The 17,085-nt window shown below is 61.4% G+C and carries 13 protein-coding genes and 1 pseudogene; 8 read left to right on the forward strand and 6 right to left on the reverse strand.

The window, feature by feature from the left end:
* Positions 1-6: 6 nt before the first annotated feature.
* The gene (locus R1A29_RS27205) at positions 7-819 is read right to left on the reverse strand and encodes an HDOD domain-containing protein (protein ID WP_438302091.1); all 813 of its coding nucleotides are present in this window, start codon (positions 817-819) and stop codon (positions 7-9) included.
* 266 nt (positions 820-1,085) lie between these two features.
* On the opposite strand from R1A29_RS27205, the gene R1A29_RS27210 reads away from it, so the two are divergent.
* The 5 genes from R1A29_RS27210 to ilvD all read left to right on the forward strand — a co-directional run bounded on the left by R1A29_RS27210 (position 1,086) and on the right by ilvD (position 8,075).
* Complete coding sequence (locus R1A29_RS27210; protein ID WP_085709044.1) at positions 1,086-2,282, forward strand: class I SAM-dependent rRNA methyltransferase; 1,197 nt, start codon at positions 1,086-1,088, stop codon at positions 2,280-2,282.
* Positions 2,283-2,726: 444 nt separating this feature from the next.
* Positions 2,727-3,800, forward strand: coding sequence for a SagB family peptide dehydrogenase (locus tag R1A29_RS27215; RefSeq protein WP_438302092.1), 1,074 nt, complete (start codon positions 2,727-2,729; stop codon positions 3,798-3,800).
* On the forward strand, positions 3,797-4,753 hold the full coding sequence (locus R1A29_RS27220; protein ID WP_438300060.1) for a diiron oxygenase: 957 nt from the start codon (positions 3,797-3,799) through the stop codon (positions 4,751-4,753). The genes R1A29_RS27215 and R1A29_RS27220 overlap by 4 nt, the downstream gene beginning before the upstream one ends.
* A complete protein-coding gene (locus R1A29_RS27225; RefSeq protein ID WP_438300061.1) occupies positions 4,746-5,978 on the forward strand; it encodes a multidrug effflux MFS transporter in 1,233 nt (410 codons plus the stop codon). The genes R1A29_RS27220 and R1A29_RS27225 overlap by 8 nt, the downstream gene beginning before the upstream one ends.
* A 255-nt stretch (positions 5,979-6,233) precedes the next feature.
* Positions 6,234-8,075: a dihydroxy-acid dehydratase gene (gene ilvD / locus R1A29_RS27230; RefSeq protein WP_438300062.1), complete on the forward strand. Its 1,842-nt coding sequence runs from the start codon at positions 6,234-6,236 to the stop codon at positions 8,073-8,075.
* Between the two features lie 87 nt (positions 8,076-8,162).
* Here the strand turns inward: ilvD and R1A29_RS27235 are convergent, their stop codons facing one another.
* Complete coding sequence (locus R1A29_RS27235; protein WP_114886132.1) at positions 8,163-9,218, reverse strand: haloacid dehalogenase-like hydrolase; 1,056 nt, start codon at positions 9,216-9,218, stop codon at positions 8,163-8,165.
* Between the two features lie 241 nt (positions 9,219-9,459).
* Between R1A29_RS27235 and R1A29_RS27240 the strand changes: the two genes are divergently transcribed.
* Positions 9,460-10,848, forward strand: coding sequence for an L-cystine transporter (locus R1A29_RS27240; protein WP_438300063.1), 1,389 nt, complete (start codon positions 9,460-9,462; stop codon positions 10,846-10,848).
* An 86-nt stretch (positions 10,849-10,934) separates the two neighbouring features.
* Here the strand turns inward: R1A29_RS27240 and R1A29_RS27245 are convergent, their stop codons facing one another.
* Entirely contained in the window at positions 10,935-11,447 is a 513-nt protein-coding gene (locus R1A29_RS27245) for a dihydrofolate reductase (protein ID WP_438300064.1), read from the reverse strand.
* Positions 11,448-11,532: 85 nt separating this feature from the next.
* Between R1A29_RS27245 and R1A29_RS27250 the strand changes: the two genes are divergently transcribed.
* Together R1A29_RS27250 and R1A29_RS27255 are read left to right on the forward strand one after the other, a co-directional pair.
* Complete coding sequence (locus R1A29_RS27250; RefSeq protein WP_438300065.1) at positions 11,533-12,906, forward strand: DUF2868 domain-containing protein; 1,374 nt, start codon at positions 11,533-11,535, stop codon at positions 12,904-12,906.
* Entirely contained in the window at positions 12,899-14,275 is a 1,377-nt protein-coding gene (locus R1A29_RS27255; RefSeq protein WP_438300066.1) for a GTPase/DUF3482 domain-containing protein, read from the forward strand. Before R1A29_RS27250 ends, R1A29_RS27255 begins: the two co-directional genes overlap by 8 nt.
* 9 nt (positions 14,276-14,284) lie before the next feature.
* Here R1A29_RS27255 and R1A29_RS27260 read toward each other — a convergent pair.
* From R1A29_RS27260 to R1A29_RS27270, 3 genes and pseudogenes are all read right to left on the reverse strand, one after another.
* Positions 14,285-14,842 (reverse strand): annotated as a pseudogene (locus tag R1A29_RS27260) (phosphonate degradation HD-domain oxygenase).
* The gene (locus R1A29_RS27265; RefSeq protein ID WP_438300067.1) at positions 14,836-15,975 is read right to left on the reverse strand and encodes a TIGR03364 family FAD-dependent oxidoreductase; all 1,140 of its coding nucleotides are present in this window, start codon (positions 15,973-15,975) and stop codon (positions 14,836-14,838) included. Before R1A29_RS27265 ends, R1A29_RS27260 begins: the two are co-directional and overlap by 7 nt.
* A 73-nt stretch (positions 15,976-16,048) precedes the next feature.
* Positions 16,049-17,074, reverse strand: a complete 1,026-nt coding sequence (locus R1A29_RS27270) for a putative 2-aminoethylphosphonate ABC transporter substrate-binding protein (RefSeq protein WP_438300068.1) — start codon at positions 17,072-17,074, stop codon at positions 16,049-16,051.
* Positions 17,075-17,085 lie beyond the last annotated feature (11 nt).

Genomic DNA, 17,085 nt, shown 5'->3' on the forward strand with positions numbered 1-17,085 from the left:
GCTAAGTCAGTGTGCGCCGAGTTCGCGGATCGTCTGCTTCAGGGTTTCGAAGTCGTAATCCGAAAGACCGATGTATTCGAGCACCAGCGGCCCGACAGCCTGCCACTCGAAGTCTTCGCTCTGGTTGCCCAGCACCCGGTACGACGCGCAGATGTGCTCGGCCATTTTCAGGATCGCCAGCAGGTTTTTCATCTGGCTGTTGCGCGAAGTCTCATCGCTGAAGATCGCCATGGCGTTGTGGTGATTGGCGATGGCCGCACTGACATGCTCCGGCAGGCGCCAGGACTTGGCGGTGTAGTAACCCACCACCGAATGGTTGGTGTTGTAGACACGGTTCTCAGTGTCCACCACCCGGCAATCGGCACTGGCGTTGGCATAAGCCTCTTCAAGTGTCTTCATATAGTCCGGGAAACGCTGAAGCATGAGCGGCACGCCGCAGTCATGGAACAGGCCCAATGCGTAGGCCTCGTCGCTCGCCTCGGTGCCGACGCGCTTGGCCAGGGTCAGGCAGGTCATGGCCACGTCCTGGGCGGTGTCCCAGAAACGGTTGAGCGTGACGATGGTGTCGTCATTCATCTCGCCCTTGATCGACTGCGCGTTGATCAGGTTGATGATCGAGCGACTGCCCAGCAGGTTCACCGCGCGCTTGATCGAGGTGATCTTGTTGCTCAGGCCGTAATACGGGGAATTGACGATTTTCAGCAGAGAGCCGGACAGGCCGGGATCCTGGGAGATCAGCTTGGCGATCGTCTCCAGGTCCGGGTCGGGCATGTACTGCTCCATTTGCAGATCCACCATGATCTGCGGTTGCGCCGGCACGCTGATGCCTTGCAGGGATTGTTGAATCTGTTCGGTGGTCAGCTCTTGGGACATAAGTACATACTCTTGGACAGGCGGCGATTCTAACCCCTAAAAACCGACGAACGACACATCAGGGGCAGATCGGCGGAAACTTTCATTCAAGACCATGGACAGAATTCTGCCTTCGTCCGTTTGCGCGCCACGCCTGTGCGCCACATGTCCAGCACCGAACCCGCCTGCGTCGCAACACGGTATACTCCCGCTCTTTTTTCCGGAGCGACGTCATGTCCCTGCCTAGCTTGCGCCTCAAAGCCAACGCCGACCGTCGCCTGCGCGCCGGCCACCTGTGGGTCTACAGCAACGAAATCGACGTGGCCGCCACCCCGTTGCACGGCTTCAAGGCCGGCGACCAGGCCATCCTCGAAGCCGCCGGCGGCAAGCCGCTGGGCATCGTGGCCATGAGCCCGAACAACCTGATCTGCGCCCGCCTGCTGTCGCGCGACATCAAACTGCCGTTGGACAAGTCGCTGTTGGTGCATCGCCTGAACGTGGCGCTTTCCCTGCGTCAGCGTCTGTTCGACAAACCGTTCTATCGCCTGGTCTACGGTGACTCCGACCTGCTGCCGGGTCTGGTGGTCGACCGTTTCGGCGACATCCTCGTGGTACAGATCGCTTCCGCCACCATGGAAGCCCATAAAGATGACGTGATCGCGGCGCTGACTCAGGTGCTCAAGCCGAGCGGCATTCTGTTCAAGAACGACTCCGCCGCCCGTGACGCCGAAGGTCTGGAGCGCTACACCGAAACCGTGTTCGGCCTGGTGCCGGAGTGGGTTGCTCTGGAAGAGAACGGCGTGAAATTCGAAGCGCCGGTGATCCAGGGCCAGAAGACCGGCTGGTTCTACGACCACCGCATGAACCGCGCACGCCTGGCGCCTTACGCCAAAGGCAAACGCGTGCTGGACCTCTACAGCTACATCGGTGGCTGGGGTGTGCAGGCTGCCGCGTTCGGCGCCAGCGAAGTGTTCTGCGTCGATGCCTCGGGCTTCGCCCTCGACGGCGTCGAGCGCAATGCCGCACTGAACGGATTCGCCGACAAGATGACCTGCATCGAAGGCGATGTTTTCGAAGCCCTGAAGGAACTCAAGGCCAGCGAAGAACGCTTCGACGTGATCGTGGCCGACCCGCCTGCGTTCATCAAACGCAAGAAGGACATGAAAAACGGTGAAGGCGCCTACCGCCGCCTGAACGAGCAAGCCATGCGCCTGCTCAACAAGGACGGCATCCTTGTCAGCGCTTCGTGCTCGATGCACCTGCCGGAAGATGATCTGCAGAACATCCTGCTGACCAGCGCCCGTCACCTGGATCGCAACATCCAGTTGCTGGAGCGCGGCGGTCAGGGCCCGGATCACCCGGTGCACCCGGCCATTGCGGAAACCCGCTACATCAAGAGCATCACCTGCCGTCTGCTGCCGAACAGCTGACAGACGCACGGCATTGACGCTAGCGAAAGGGGAGCCCACAGGCTCCCCTTCTTTTTTGTCTTGCACTTTGCTTTCCTACATTTATCGTCCTGCCGTCGTGCAGGACATTTCCTTAACTATTTTATTTAGTAGCATTAAACTTACACACTTACTTCCAGCCAAAGATCACTCCGACAAAATTACTGGATTATTCCTACTTAATATTTGCTTGCGATTAATCCATTACAAACTATTATTAAGTCGTCACCACGAAGGTGGCACCAACTAACCACGAAGCAACAATGAACAAGGAGTTCAATCATGAAAGCAATTACTCTGGAATCCCGCACCCTCGCAAACCTGGCTTTCCTGGTCGCACCTAAAGCCCGTTAAGTAAGGTGGGCGCTGGGTATGCCGGCTACCCAGCGCCTCTGGCAAAACACTCATCCAGAGCAGTGCCCCAAAATGCATATAAATCCTTATTTATTCATATTGCCACGAACGCCCGGCCAAATAGTCTGGAATTATAAAGAACACATTCAACACGAACTCGATCTCGAGCATTCCTCGCGACTGGCACAAATTATTCACAATCCGGACTTATATGACAGTAGCAACACAATAGACGCGCAACTTCTAAATGCCGGAATACTGACTTCTACAAAAATCGCAGCGCCGCTCTGGGGCTGGGATGAACTGTCCAGGATCTACCATATCGGCACCCGGGATATTCCCTGCGAACACACGCCCCGAAATATTCAGGAATGGTCCAGGCAATACCTCGAACACTGCAGCACCGTGCTTGCCACGTCGCCTCCGGCGGACGTCCCTGCAGACACCGGTCCGAACGCACTCATCGCCCTGCCCGCACCACTGGCACTGAATGACGACAGCCTGTCGAGTTCACTCATCCGGCGAAAGACTTGCCGATCCTTCACCGGCGCCCCCCTGTCCCTGGAGGATGTCGGCACCTTGCTATACCTGTCCCTCGGTTACCTGCGAGAACGCGAAGCCGACTGTGACGACAGCATCGCCGAAGGTCTTGGCGCGCGGCGCGGCAGCCCTTCAGGGGGCGGTCTCAATGCCTGCGCCGGGTTTGTGCTGGTGCAGAACGTCGACGGACTGCCACCCGGCATATACGCCTATCACCCGGCGGAACACGCCCTGAGCTTCATCAATCCCTGGCCCGACACAGCACTGGGCAATCTGCTGGGAGGCCAGCACTTCATCAATAACCTGCCACTGGGCCTGTTCATCACCGCCCGCTTTGACAGGCTCTGGTGGAAATACCCGCACTCGCGCGCCTATCGAATGGCATTCGTCGAAGCCGGGCACCTCTCGCAGACGTTTCAACTGGTGGCCACTGCCCTGGGCATGAACACCTGGCTGACCGGTGCGTTTTCCGACGACCAGGTCGAGCGCTTGCTGAAACTCGAGAACAGTGCGGAACAACCTTTGTTCTTCGTCGGTTGCGGACAAAGCGACGGTCAGGCGATGTGCCAGGAAATGCGCGACCTGCTGCGTGAGACGCCAGCATGAGCCTTCTCTCCCAGGCCCCGGTCTTCGAATTTTCGCTGGGCGACTGGAGCACTCGCGCTTCAGTGCGTGCCAGCGCCCACAATTACCGCTTGCCGGATGACGTAGCGCAACAGCTGGAAACCCGTCACTGGTTCCCGCCGGCATTTCTGCCCTACCTCGCCCACCCGGCCATCGAAGCTGCGGGCCGCTCGGTAGTGCACCGGCTCACGGCCAATCATCTGGTGCACTTTCTCGATTACACCACCCTGCTCGAACACCGCATCGTCAATCGCGCCGTGGAAGTCATCGTCCACGGCGAATTGCCGGTCGATGTTCCGCCGCCCATGAAAACCGCCGCGCTGCAGCTCTACACCGATGAGGGCTACCACGCCCTGTTTTCCCATCAGGTCGCTGAACAGATCGCCGGGTTCTACGGCATCACCGGGCGCCCAGTGATGCCCAGGCGGATCACCCGCATGATCAGGCTGATCGACGAAACCCTTCCGCAGCAGCGACCGCTGACAGGGTTTCTGCTCGGCTTCGTCTCGGAAACCATCATTGCCCGGGAACTGCTCGACGTCTGCCGGGACAGCCTGGTGTCCGGGGTCAACGACATGCTGCGCGATCACCTCACCGACGAGGCGCGACACAGTCGCTACTTCACCGAAGTGTTCCATTACCTCTGGCTGCATCTGGTACCGCAGCAACGAACGTTCGCTGCCACCACCCTGCTCGAGATCTTCGGGATTTTCTTCGAAACCGATGAACAGTGGCTGCGACAAAGCCTGTGCGATGCCGGGATTGCCGACGGTGCCGTGCTGGAAATACTCGAAAGCCTGACAACAGCGCAAGCCTCCCGACGACGTGCCCGGACGGGCAGCATCGCCACATTGAATGCACTGAAGAAAGCCGGATTTTTCGCTGAACCTTACAACCAGATACTTTTCGCCAGGGCGGGATTGATCGATGGATAAAGGAAAATCCGGGGTGACGACCCGACAGCGTCGCGGGGCCGTCAGCCTGTTGCTGGCAATGGTGTTGCTGGGTGTTTTTCCGCTGGATGTCGTGCTGCCTTCATTTCCGGCGCTGGCCGAGCACTTTCGCAGCACCCCGGCCGACATCGCGCTGTCCATCAGCCTGTTCGCCGTCGGCATCGCTTTCGCCCAGTTGCTGATCGGGCCGCTGTCGGATGTGATCGGGCGCAAGGGCCTGTTGCTCGCCGGCATGAGCGTTTCAATGCTCGGCGCCCTCGGCTGCGTGATGACCACTGATTATTCGCTGTTCCTGGTGTTCCGGGTCGTGCAGGCGCTGGGCTGTGGTTGCTTCGTGCTGTCCCAGGCACTGGTCCAGGACCTGTTCGAAGGCGAGGAACGCGATCGCCTGCGAATCCTGATGGTCACCGCCGGCGGGATTTTCATCTCGGTATCGCCTCTTGTCGGTACTTTCCTGCAGGCAACCCTGGGCTGGCGTGGCAGCTTCTGGGTGTTCATCGCATTATCGGCCGTGGTACTGCTCAAGGCCTGGCTGTTTCTGGAAAACAGCCGACCGACCACCCGTGGCACACGCACGAACTTCCTCACGGCTTACCGACGGGTGCTGGGAGATTTCGACTTCGTCGGCTACTGGCTGATTTCGGCATTTGCGTTCGCCTGCCACTTTTCATTCATCGTGATCTCGCCGCTGATCTTCATGGACCGGCTGCAATTGTCCGCCTACGAGTTCTCCTTGATCCTGCTGATCTACGGTGCGGCTTACGTCACCGGAGGCATCCTCGCCAGCGTGCTGAGCAGGCGCATCAGCAGCGGTCAACAGATCGTCGTCGGTCTGAGCCTGATCCTATTTGCCGGCGTAAGCATGCTGTACCTGTCGTCGAACTTCGCTCTGGCACCGGCAACCGTGCTGATCCCGATGCTGATCTGCACCGCCGGCACCACCATTGCCCGGCCGGCTGCCACCTCCCGGGCCATGAGCCTGTTTCCGGACAACGCCGGCACCTCGGCCTCGGCCGGCAGCACGATCATCTTCATCTGCGGCGGGTTGATCAGTGCCTTGATCAGCCTCAGCCCGGCCAATCTGCAATCCACCCTCGGTTACGCCTTTGTCTTGCTCAGTGGTGTGGCGCTCGCCTTGAACAACCGGATCAGCCGTCGCGCCAAAGTCCTGCAAACCGGTGCCATCGCACAGCCGGGTGGCGATTAAACCTGCCAGTCGTCATTCCGCACGCGGCGTCAGCACTGGAACAACGTTTTGCGCCATTCCCTCCTGACGCCAGCGGTGTAGAATCGCGAGATTCATCGCCATTCATCCCCGGCGGGTTTATGAGCTCAGGCTGAGACCAGCGGCGATCCCGCAACGTCATCGGCAACTTCAGGACACACGGCCATTTCTGAGTGTTCCAGACGTCAATAGAAGCTCACTCCCTTTTGATACCTGATTAGCCGCCCGGAGTGCTCCATGCCAGATTACCGCTCGAAAACATCCACCCACGGCCGCAACATGGCCGGCGCCCGCGCACTGTGGCGCGCCACCGGGATGAAAGATGACGACTTCAAGAAGCCGATCATCGCCATTGCCAACTCTTTCACCCAGTTCGTACCGGGCCACGTACACCTGAAGGATCTGGGCCAGCTGGTTGCACGTGAAATCGAACGCGCCGGTGGCGTGGCGAAAGAATTCAACACCATCGCCGTGGACGACGGCATCGCCATGGGCCACGACGGCATGCTGTATTCGCTGCCGAGCCGCGAGATCATCGCGGACTCCGTCGAGTACATGGTCAACGCCCACTGCGCCGACGCCATCGTCTGCATCTCCAACTGCGACAAGATCACCCCGGGCATGCTGATGGCCGCCCTGCGCCTGAACATCCCGGTGATCTTCGTTTCCGGCGGCCCGATGGAAGCCGGCAAGACCAAACTGGCCAGCCACGGTCTCGACCTCGTCGACGCCATGGTCATCGCCGCCGACTCCAGCGCTTCTGACGAGAAGGTTGCCGAGTACGAGCGCAGCGCCTGCCCGACCTGCGGTTCGTGCTCCGGCATGTTTACCGCCAACTCGATGAACTGCCTGACCGAAGCCCTGGGCCTCGCATTGCCGGGCAACGGTTCGACCCTGGCCACCCACAGCGACCGCGAACAGCTGTTCCTGCAGGCCGGCCGCACCATCGTTGAACTGTGCAAACGCTACTACGGCGAGAACGACGAGTCGGTACTGCCGCGCAACATCGCCAACTTCAAGGCGTTCGAAAACGCGATGATGCTCGACATCGCCATGGGCGGTTCGACCAACACCATCCTGCACTTGCTGGCCGCCGCCCAGGAAGCCGAGATCGACTTCGACCTGCGCGACATCGATCGTCTGTCGCGCAAGGTGCCGCAGCTGTGCAAGGTCGCGCCGAACATCCAGAAGTACCACATGGAAGACGTGCACCGCGCCGGCGGCATCTTCAGCATCCTCGGTTCGCTGGCCCGTGGTGGCCTGCTGCACACCGACCTGCCGACCGTGCACAGCCGCAGCATGGAAGAGGCCATCGCCAAGTGGGACATCACCCAGACCGACGATGAAGCCGTGCACCACTTCTTCAAGGCAGGCCCGGCCGGCATCCCGACGCAAACCGCGTTCAGCCAGTCGACCCGTTGGGAAACCCTGGATGACGACCGTGAAAACGGTTGCATCCGCAGCTTCGAGCACGCCTATTCGAAAGAAGGCGGCCTGGCCGTGCTGTACGGCAACATCGCCCTGGACGGCTGCGTGGTGAAAACCGCCGGCGTCGACGAGTCGATCCACGTCTTCGAAGGCAACGCGAAGATCTTCGAAAGCCAGGACAGCGCCGTGCGCGGCATCCTCGCCGACGAAGTGAAGGAAGGCGACATCGTCATCATTCGCTACGAAGGCCCGAAAGGCGGCCCGGGCATGCAGGAAATGCTCTACCCGACGTCGTACCTGAAATCCAAGGGCCTGGGCAAAGCCTGCGCCTTGCTGACCGATGGCCGTTTCTCCGGCGGCACTTCCGGTCTGTCCATCGGCCACGCTTCGCCAGAGGCTGCGGCCGGCGGCGCGATCGGTCTGGTGCAGGACGGTGACAAGGTGCTGATCGACATTCCGAACCGCTCGATCAACCTGTTGATCAGCGACGAAGAACTGGCGGCACGCCGGGTCGAGCAGGACAAGAAAGGCTGGAAACCGGTCGAGAAGCGTCCACGTAAAGTGACTACCGCCCTCAAGGCCTACGCACTGCTGGCCACCAGCGCCGACAAGGGTGCGGTGCGTAACAAGGCGATGCTCGACGGAATGTAAAAAAGCTACGAGCGGCTAGCTACAAGCGGCAAGTAGAAGCACTACGGCTTTTACTTGTAGCTTGCAGCTAGTCACTTGCAGCTGCTTTTATTGAATTTCTTCCGGCTTCACGATCACCCAGTTCTTGTCCGCCGTCACCGGCAAACCTTCTTTCGCCTGGGCCGCCGCGTGCTTGGCCATCATGCCGTTGAGCTGGGTCATGTATTTATCCTTGCGGTTTACCCACAAGTGAATGCCGCCCTTGGCCACGTCGACGCTGTGGAACAGCATGTAGCCGTCGCTGCTCGGGGTGTCGCCGCCCACCAGCACCGGTTTTTTCCATTCGTCGATGTAAGTCAGGATCGCCGCATGCTTGCCGGCCATCCAGGTCGCCGGGGTCCACAGGTACGGGGTCAGTTCGAGGCCGAGGTTGGCCTTCTCGTCATACTTGCCGGCAGTGATCTGCTTGCGTGCGGTGGTCAGCTCGCCGGTCTCGCGGTTCTTCAGCAAGGTGGTCACGCCAATGACGTTCTGCGGTTTGACGTTGTAGCCGTACTTCGGATCGGCCGCGACCATGCGCACCAGTTCTTCGGAGGCGGCGGTCATCACGTAGACCTCGATGCCGTTCTCCATCAGCTTGTTGTACAGCTCGGCCTGACCGGTGAAGACTTTCGGCGGCTGCACGTCGATGTTCTTCACCACATCGCCTTCGTAATAGGTCGCCGGCACCGGTTTGCCCGACGCCATCAGTTCGTCGACGTAGCCTTTGAGTTCCTTGAGGGTGAAGCCGGAGAACACCTGCGCCACCCATGGGTAGCAGACCATGTCGTCAACTTCGCAGAGACGGTAGTAGTAGCTGAACAGGCTTTCCTTGTGGTCGGCGGTGTCCTTGAACGGGATCAGTTTCAGCGATGGGTCGAGCTTGTCACGGGTGATCAGGCCCTTGTTTTCCATGAACGGCAGCAGCGACTCTTCGAGGTCGTAGCGATAACTGGTGTTGTCCATGTCGAACACCGCGTAGTTACCCTTGTTGGCGTTGGCCGCGATCATCGCGTCCAGTGCCTTGGCCTGGTCCGCCGGCCAGTGCTTGAGGTCAGTGGCGAACGCTTGGCCAACAAGGCCGAAGCAGAGTGCGGCAGCCAGCAATTTAGGTGCGAACTTCATTCTGCGTTTCTCCCCGATTGAAAGAGATCGACGCTAACAAATCAGTGTGACAGTTACCGTCTGTCAGCGACCGTCCACGTCCCTTTTGCGCCAACTGCATCCCCGAGAGCGACACCCGCTTATTCCAAAAACGACGGACGACCTTTGATTTCGGTATTAAATCATTGGAAATCAAACTGTTAGGCTTGCCGGTTCGCAACAGCCCCGGAAGGTTGTTGGCACAGTCTTTTCTGGAGTCCTCATGAATCTGCCCCTGATTCTCAACTTGCTGGTGTTCCTCGCCCTGCTCTTCGGCCTGGCGCAAACCCGTCACACCATGTGGAGCCTGGCGAAAAAAGTCCTGCTCGCCCTGGTGCTCGGCGTGGCGTTCGGCGTCGCGCTGCACACGATCTACGGTGCCGGCAACCCGGTGCTGAAAGCCTCGATCGGCTGGTTCGATCTGGTCGGCAACGGTTACGTGCAGCTGCTGCAAATGATCGTGATCCCGCTGGTGTTCGCCTCGATCCTCAGCGCCGTGGCCCGTCTGCACAACGCGTCGTCGCTGGGCAAGATCAGCTTCCTGACCATCGGCACGCTGCTGTTCACCACGGCGATTGCGGCGCTGATCGGCATCGGCCTGACCAACCTGTTCGGCCTGACCGCCGAAGGTCTGGTCGCCGGCACGCAGGAAATGGCCCGTCTGCAAACCATCCAGACCGACTACGCCGGCAAGGTCGCCGACCTGAATGTGCCGCAACTGCTGCTGTCGTTCATCCCGCAGAACCCGTTCGCCGACCTGGCCCGGGCCAAACCGACCTCGATCATCAGCGTGGTGATCTTCGCCGCGTTCATGGGGGTTGCCGCGCTGCAACTGCTCAAGGATGACGCCGAGAAAGGTCAGAAAGTGATCAACGCTATCGACACCCTGCAAGCCTGGGTGATGCGTCTGGTGCGTCTGGTGATGAAGCTGACCCCTTACGGCGTGCTGGCGCTGATGACCAAAGTGGTGGCCGGTTCCAACCTGCAGGACATCATCAAGCTCGGCAGTTTTGTGGTGGTGTCGTACCTCGGCCTGGGCCTGATGTTCGTCGTGCATGGCCTGCTGGTGTCGGCGGCCGGGATCAACCCGCTGCGTTTCTTCCGCAAGATCTGGCCGGTATTGACCTTCGCTTTCACCAGCCGCTCCAGCGCCGCGAGCATTCCGCTGAGCATCGAAGCGCAGACCCGCCGTCTGGGCATTCCGCAATCGGTGGCAAGCTTCGCCGCCTCGTTCGGCGCGACCATCGGCCAGAACGGCTGCGCCGGTCTGTACCCGGCGATGCTGGCGGTGATGGTTGCGCCAACGGTCGGCATCAACCCGCTGGATCCGCTGTGGATCGCGACGCTGGTGGCGATTGTGACCCTGAGTTCGGCCGGTGTGGCGGGCGTGGGTGGCGGTGCGACCTTCGCGGCACTGATCGTGCTGCCGGCCATGGGCTTGCCGGTTTCGCTGGTGGCGTTGCTGATTTCGGTCGAGCCGCTGATCGACATGGGTCGTACGGCACTGAACGTGAGTGGTTCGATCACCGCTGGCGCGATTACCAGCCAGGTGATGCAGCAGACCGACAAGGCCCTGCTGGATGCCGATGAGCATGCGGCGCTAGCGAGCTAGCAAGCTGCAAGCTGCAAGCTGCAAGCTGCAAGCTGCAAGAAGAGCATTCCAGCTTCTACTTGCAGCTTGTAGCTCGAAGCTTGTAGCTATCTTTTCTCCCAGACTTCGAAGCTGTAAGCCGGTTTGTCGTCTTCAGCCGGATTCGGCACGTTCGATACCAGTTTCCACTGATTCAGATCGAACTCCGGAAACCACGCATCCCCTTCCGGGCTCAACGCGACACGGGTCAGATACAGACGATCCGCCTGTGCCAGTCCCTGCGCATACAGTTGCGCCCCGCCAATCAGCATCAACTCATCGACGCCCTGCTCTTTCGCCCATTCTTCGGCGCGCACCACGGCGGCTTCCAGCGACGGATAGACTTCCGCCCCTTCCAGCACCAGATCGGCCTGACGGCTGACTACGATGTTCAAACGGCCCGGCAACGGACGACCCAGCGAATCCCAGGTCTTGCGACCCATGATGATCGGCTTGCCGAGCGTCGTGGCCTTGAAGTATTTGAAGTCCCCCGGCAGGTGCCAGGGCATGCTGTTGTCGACGCCGATCACGCGGTTTTCACCGAGGGCTGCGATCAGGCTGAGGGGGAGTGATTTAGTCATGCCGGCGAGGATACCAGAGCCGCGCTTACCCCGATAAGCGCCACAGCGGTTATGCTCACGGCTCAATCAAGCATCGGGATGCCGCGTGACTGAACTGACTCCACTGCAAAACCTCTGGCTCACCGAAACCGTGCGCCTGCGCGAAGAACACGCAGGCCCGCTGGACGATCAGGAAGCCAATCGCCTGGCCCGCGCGGCCGGCGGCGATCTGCCGGGACGCATTCAACGCCGCGCCCTGTGGCTGGCCGAGCGCGATGGTCTGACCTCGGCGCTCAAGCACTGGCTGCAAGGCGCGCGCCTGGCGCTGGTGTTGCTGGCGATTCTCGCTGTATTGAGCGGCGCGGGTCTGGCCTTCGCCGCGCTGGGCCAGACACCGGTCAATGTGTTCTGGGCCCTGGGCAGTCTGCTCGGGCTGAATCTGATTTTGCTGTTGAGTTGGGCGCTGGGGATGATCTTCGCTGGCGAACACGGCGCCACTCTTGGCCGCTTATGGTTGTGGCTCAGTGAAAAGCTCGCCCGCGATGCCAAGGCGGCGCAACTGGCGCCGGCCCTGCTGTTGATGCTGCAACGCCAGAAACTCAATCGCTGGGCGCTCGGTACGCTGGTCAATGGCCTGTGGTTGCTGGCGATGGTCAGCGCGCTGGTTTTGCTGCTGACGCTGATGGCGACCCGTCGCTACGGCTTCGTCTGGGAAACCACAATTCTCAGCGCCGACACCTTCATCAACATGACCCAGGCCCTCGGCGCATTGCCGGCGCTGCTGGGCTTCAACGTACCGACCGTGGACATGATCCGCGCCAGCGGCGACACCGCGCTGAACATCGAAAGCGCCCGTCAGGCCTGGGCAACCTGGCTGGTCGGCGTGCTGGTGGTGTACGGCGTGCTACCGCGCCTGCTGTTGGCGCTGTTCTGCTTCTGGCGCTGGAGCAGCGGTAAAGCCGCGTTGCGCCTGGACCTGAACCTGCCCGGGTACGCTCAACTGCGCGAACGCCTGATGCCGACCAGCGAACGCCTCGGCATCACCGACCCCGAGCCTGCGCAATTGCACCGCGTCGAAAGCACCGTCGGCGAACACGCCAGTGACGGCGCGTTGCTGGTGGCAATCGAACTCGACGATCAACACTCATGGCCACCGACGCTGCCGAAAAACGTCAGCAACGCCGGCATCCTCGACAGCCGTGAATCGCGCAACAAACTGCTCGAACAGCTCAGCCGTTTCCCGCCGGCGCGGCTGGCGATTGCCTGCGACCCACGACGCTCGCCGGATCGCGGCAGCCTGGCGCTGATCGCCGAGCTTGCGCGCAATGCCGCCGCCACCCGCGTCTGGCTGTTGCAGGCGCCGCAAGGACAGGCGCTGGACGCCGAACGCCTCGGTGACTGGCACGTGGCACTGCAACAGCTTGAGCTGGAGTTTGCCGATTGCGCCCCGTTGAACTGGCTGGAGCACGGACATGACTGATGCCTGGAAAGCGCCGCTGAAACTGGCGGTGGTCGGCCACACCAACGTCGGCAAGACGTCGCTGTTGCGCACCCTGACCCGCGACGTCGGCTTCGGCGAAGTCTCCCATCGCCCGAGCACCACGCGGCATGTCGAAGGCGCGCGGCTGTCGGTGGATGGCGAGCCGTTGCTCGACCTCTACGACACACCGGGCCTGGAAGACGCCATCGCCCTGCTGGATTTTCTCGAGCGTCTGGAACGTCCCGGCGAACGCCTCGACGGCCCGGCGCGTCTGGCGCGGTTTCTCGACGGCAGCGAAGCGCGCCAGCGTTTCGAACAGGAAGCCAAAGTGCTGCGGCAACTGCTCGACTCCGATGCCGGCCTGTATGTGATCGATGCCCGGGAACCGGTGCTGGCCAAGTACCGTGATGAACTGGAAGTGCTGGCCAGTTGCGGCAAACCTTTGCTGCCGGTACTGAATTTCGTCAGCAGCGCCAGCCATCGCGAGCCGGACTGGCGCGAAGCACTGGCGCGTCTCGGCTTGCATGCGCTGGTGCGTTTCGACAGCGTCGCCCCGCCCGAGGACGGCGAGCGGCGGCTGTATGAAAGCCTCGCGTTACTGTTGGAAAACGCCCGTCCGCAACTTGAACGGCTGATCGCCGATCAACAGGCCCAACGCCTCGCCCGCGAGCAAAGCGCCGCACGCCTGATCGCCGAACTGCTGATCGATTGCGCCGCGTGCCGACGCAGCGTGGCGAGCAACGCCGAGCAGGAACAACAGGCCATCAGCGAACTGCGCAAAGCCGTGCGCCAGCGCGAGCAGAAATGCGTCGAAGCGTTGCTCAAGCTCTACGCCTTCCGCCCGCAAGACGCCGCCGCCAGCGATCTGCCGCTGCTCGATGGCCGCTGGGGCGATGACCTGTTCAACCCGGAAACCCTCAAGCAACTGGGCGTGCGGGTTGGCGGCGGGATTGCCGCCGGTGCCGCAGCCGGAGCGGGTGTGGATCTGCTGGTGGGCGGCATCACCCTCGGCGCTGCCGCACTGGCCGGCGCGATTGCTGGCGGCGCTCTGCAAACCGCCCGCAGTTATGGCAATCGGTTACTGGGCAAGATCAAGGGACAGCGTGAACTGACGGTCGACGACAACGTGCTGCGCCTGTTGGCTCTGCGTCAGCGGCAACTGCTGCAAGCGCTGAATGCCCGTGGTCATGCAGCGATGGATGCCGTTCAGGTGGCGACGCCGCAGGACAAGACCTGGCGCGAAGGCAAGCTGCCCGAGGCTTTGGGCAAGGCCCGGGCGCATCCGCAGTGGTCTTCGCTCAATCCACATCCGAAGCTGAATCAGGCTGAGCGCCAGGAGCAGATCGAGTCGTTGGCTGTAGATTTGTAGCGGCTGACCTCAGGCCGCCAGAACCCGCGCCGCTTTGTCTTTCAGCACGCCCAGATCCATCACCGGCACCGCCATTTCCTTCGCCAGTTCATCCCACTGGCGCATCCGCAGGCTGACGGCGCACAGCGGATCCTACTCGAACGCATCGGCTTCAGCCTCGGTCATCACCCCGCCCTGATATTCCAGGGTGCGGCGGCTGGCTTCGCTCAAGCGCTCGTAATAGCCCGGCTCCCTGAGCGTCAGATAGCGTTTGGCCTGGACGTGATACTCCACCAGCCGTGCCAGGCGCTCGCTGAATCCGGCCTCACGCAAATAGTCCGCACCGAGGCGCTCGTGGCTGACCACGCCATAACCGCCCATGTTCTCCGCGCCTTCGGCACACAAGTGGCCGATGTCGTGGAAGAACGCAGCGAGCACCACTTCGTCGTCGAAGCCTTCGGCGATGGCCAGTTGCGCCGCCTGGGACATGTGCTCGATCTGCGACACCGGTTCGCCGATGTAGTCGCTGGCGCCGAAGCGCTCATAGAGACCGAACACCCGGTCGATGACTTGCTCGTGACTCAACATCCGTTCTCTCCAAAAAGCTGTGCGACATTGCGCTCGGCCATGGCCGGGCCGACGCTCATGCCGACGCCGCTGTGCATCAGCGCCACACTCAGCCCCGGCGCCGGACGCAGGAACGAAAACGGCCCCGGCCCCCGGGAACCATAGACACCCTGCCAGCGCTCGACCACCTGCACCTTGCAGCCAAGGGTCTGTTCGGCCAGTTCGAGCATCCAGTTGTCGACCTGCTCGGCGTTGAACGGTGACGGATCGCTGCCGTAATGGTGCGAGTCGCCGATGATCAGTTCGCCATAAGGCGTCGGGCTGATCAGCAGGTGAATGCCGTTTTCCTGCAGGTGCGGTTGCTCGCGCAGGATTTGCGCCTGCACTGCGGCCGCTTCCGGCAAATCGGCGAAGGCGCCGTAATGCACGCAGCTGAGGCCGGTGAGCAAGGCGTGTTGCAGGTTCAGGTCGATCTGCGGCCGGGTGCGGAGCATTTGCAGGCGGCAGATTTGCGGGTCGAGGGCGGCAATCGGCTCGGCCAGCAGGGTCTGATAATCGTGGCCGGAACAGACGATGATCTGCTCGGCGGTGAAGATCCCGGCGGTGCTTTGCAGACGCCCCGGTTCGACGTCGCGTACCAGCGTCGAGAAGTGAAACTCGACGTCGAGTTCGTGGCGCAGGTATTCGATCAGCGCCGGAATCGCTTCCCGGGAATACAGCTGTTGATCGTCCATGCCGTGCAGCGCGGCGCGGTGATGGCTGAACTGGCCGCCGTACAGATCACGCAACGCGGCACCGCGCAGCAACTCGACTCGGTAGTCGTGCTCGACGGCGCGTCCGGCGCAGAAGGCTTCTAGCAAGTGTTCTTCCGCCTCGGTGCGGGCAAACAAATACGAGCCGTTGCGCTTGAGTTGCAGGCCGGCGAGCTGCGCCCACTGGCCCCAGATCTCTCGGCTGGCCTTGGCCAGTTCGAGCATCGGGCCCGGTGGCTGGCCGGTGACCAGCGCCTGGCCGAAGTTGCGTACCGATGCGCCGATTGGCGTGGCAGTGCGCTCGAAAACCGTGACCTTGAGACCGCGCCGGGCGGCGGCGTAAGCATGGGACAGACCCAGGATGCCGGCGCCGACGATCAGCAAGTCTTTGTGTTGTGTCATCTAGAGGTGCTCTGAAAAAAAGACCGCCATCGCTGGCAAGCCAGCGATGGGGCCCTGTCAGTCGATGAAGTTTTTACTTGGCAGCGACTTTCTCGGACTTGCCGTCATAGCGCTTGCGCCATTCGGTCAGGATCACGTCGCGGTTCTTCGAAGCCCAGGCAAAGTCGTTCTTGATCAGGCGCTGTTCGTAGTCGGCCGGCAGTTCGGTCTGTGGCTTGGCGATGCCCGGCTGAGCGAGGACGGCGAAGTTTTCCTTGTACAGGTCCATCGCCGGGACGCTGGCGGAGAAGTCGGCCAGTTTCTTCGCGGCTTCTTCATGCGGTGTGCCTTTGATCACGGCAGTCGCTTCGATCTCCCAGCCCAGGCCTTCCTTCGGCAGGATGATGTCCAGTGGCGCGCCCTGACGCTTCAGCTGAACAGCTGGATATTCAAAAGAAATACCGATCGGGAATTCGCCCGCCGCCGCCAGTTTGCAAGGCTTGGAACCGGAGTGAACGTACTGGCCGATGTTCTGGTGCAGACCGTCCATGTAGGCCCAGCCCTGCTTCTCGCCGAAGGTTTGCAACCAGGCGCTGACGTCGAGGAAACCGGTGCCGGACGAGGCCGGGTTCGGCATCACGATCTTGCCTTTGTACTCAGGCTTGGTCAGGTCCTGCCAGCTCACCGGTTTGGTCAGGCCCTGCTTCTCGGCCTCGACGGTGTTGAAGCAGATGGTCGCGGCCCAGACGTCCATGCCGACCCAGGCTGGCGGGTTGGCGGCGTCGCGGTAGTTTGCGCCGATCTTGCCCAGGTCCTTTGGCGCATAGCTTTGCAGCATGCCTTGCTGGTCGAGGATCGCCAGGCTCGAAGCGGCCAGGCCCCACACCGCGTCAGCCTGTGGACGCTCTTTTTCAGCCAGCAGTTTGGCAGTGATGATCCCGGTGGAGTCACGCACCCACTTGATCTCGACGTCCGGGTTGGCTTTTTCGAACGCAGCCTTGTAGGCGGTCAGCTGTTCGGCTTCGAGGGCGGTGTACACCGTCAACTCGGTTTTTGCCGCGAAGGCATTCAGGCTGAAAGTAGCGAGCACAGCAGCGGCCAGGGCCATAGGCTTGAACATGATCGTTTTCC

Origin of the sequence: Pseudomonas sp. NMS19W (assembly GCF_051554255.1) — a bacterium.
Lineage (GTDB): Bacteria > Pseudomonadota > Gammaproteobacteria > Pseudomonadales > Pseudomonadaceae > Aquipseudomonas > Aquipseudomonas kribbensis.

Coding starts and splice junctions, on each gene's coding strand:
- R1A29_RS27245 (WP_438300064.1), bottom strand. CDS start 11,447: ATGACTAAATCACTCCCCCTCAGCCTGATCGCAGCCCTCGGTGAAAAC.
- ilvD (WP_438300062.1), top strand. CDS start 6,234: ATGCCAGATTACCGCTCGAAAACATCCACCCACGGCCGCAACATGGCC.
- R1A29_RS27265 (WP_438300067.1), bottom strand. CDS start 15,975: ATGACACAACACAAAGACTTGCTGATCGTCGGCGCCGGCATCCTGGGT.
- R1A29_RS27255 (WP_438300066.1), top strand. CDS start 12,899: ATGACTGATGCCTGGAAAGCGCCGCTGAAACTGGCGGTGGTCGGCCAC.
- R1A29_RS27225 (WP_438300061.1), top strand. CDS start 4,746: ATGGATAAAGGAAAATCCGGGGTGACGACCCGACAGCGTCGCGGGGCC.
- R1A29_RS27215 (WP_438302092.1), top strand. CDS start 2,727: ATGCATATAAATCCTTATTTATTCATATTGCCACGAACGCCCGGCCAA.
- R1A29_RS27210 (WP_085709044.1), top strand. CDS start 1,086: ATGTCCCTGCCTAGCTTGCGCCTCAAAGCCAACGCCGACCGTCGCCTG.
- R1A29_RS27235 (WP_114886132.1), bottom strand. CDS start 9,218: ATGAAGTTCGCACCTAAATTGCTGGCTGCCGCACTCTGCTTCGGCCTT.
- R1A29_RS27240 (WP_438300063.1), top strand. CDS start 9,460: ATGAATCTGCCCCTGATTCTCAACTTGCTGGTGTTCCTCGCCCTGCTC.
- R1A29_RS27270 (WP_438300068.1), bottom strand. CDS start 17,074: ATGTTCAAGCCTATGGCCCTGGCCGCTGCTGTGCTCGCTACTTTCAGC.
- R1A29_RS27220 (WP_438300060.1), top strand. CDS start 3,797: ATGAGCCTTCTCTCCCAGGCCCCGGTCTTCGAATTTTCGCTGGGCGAC.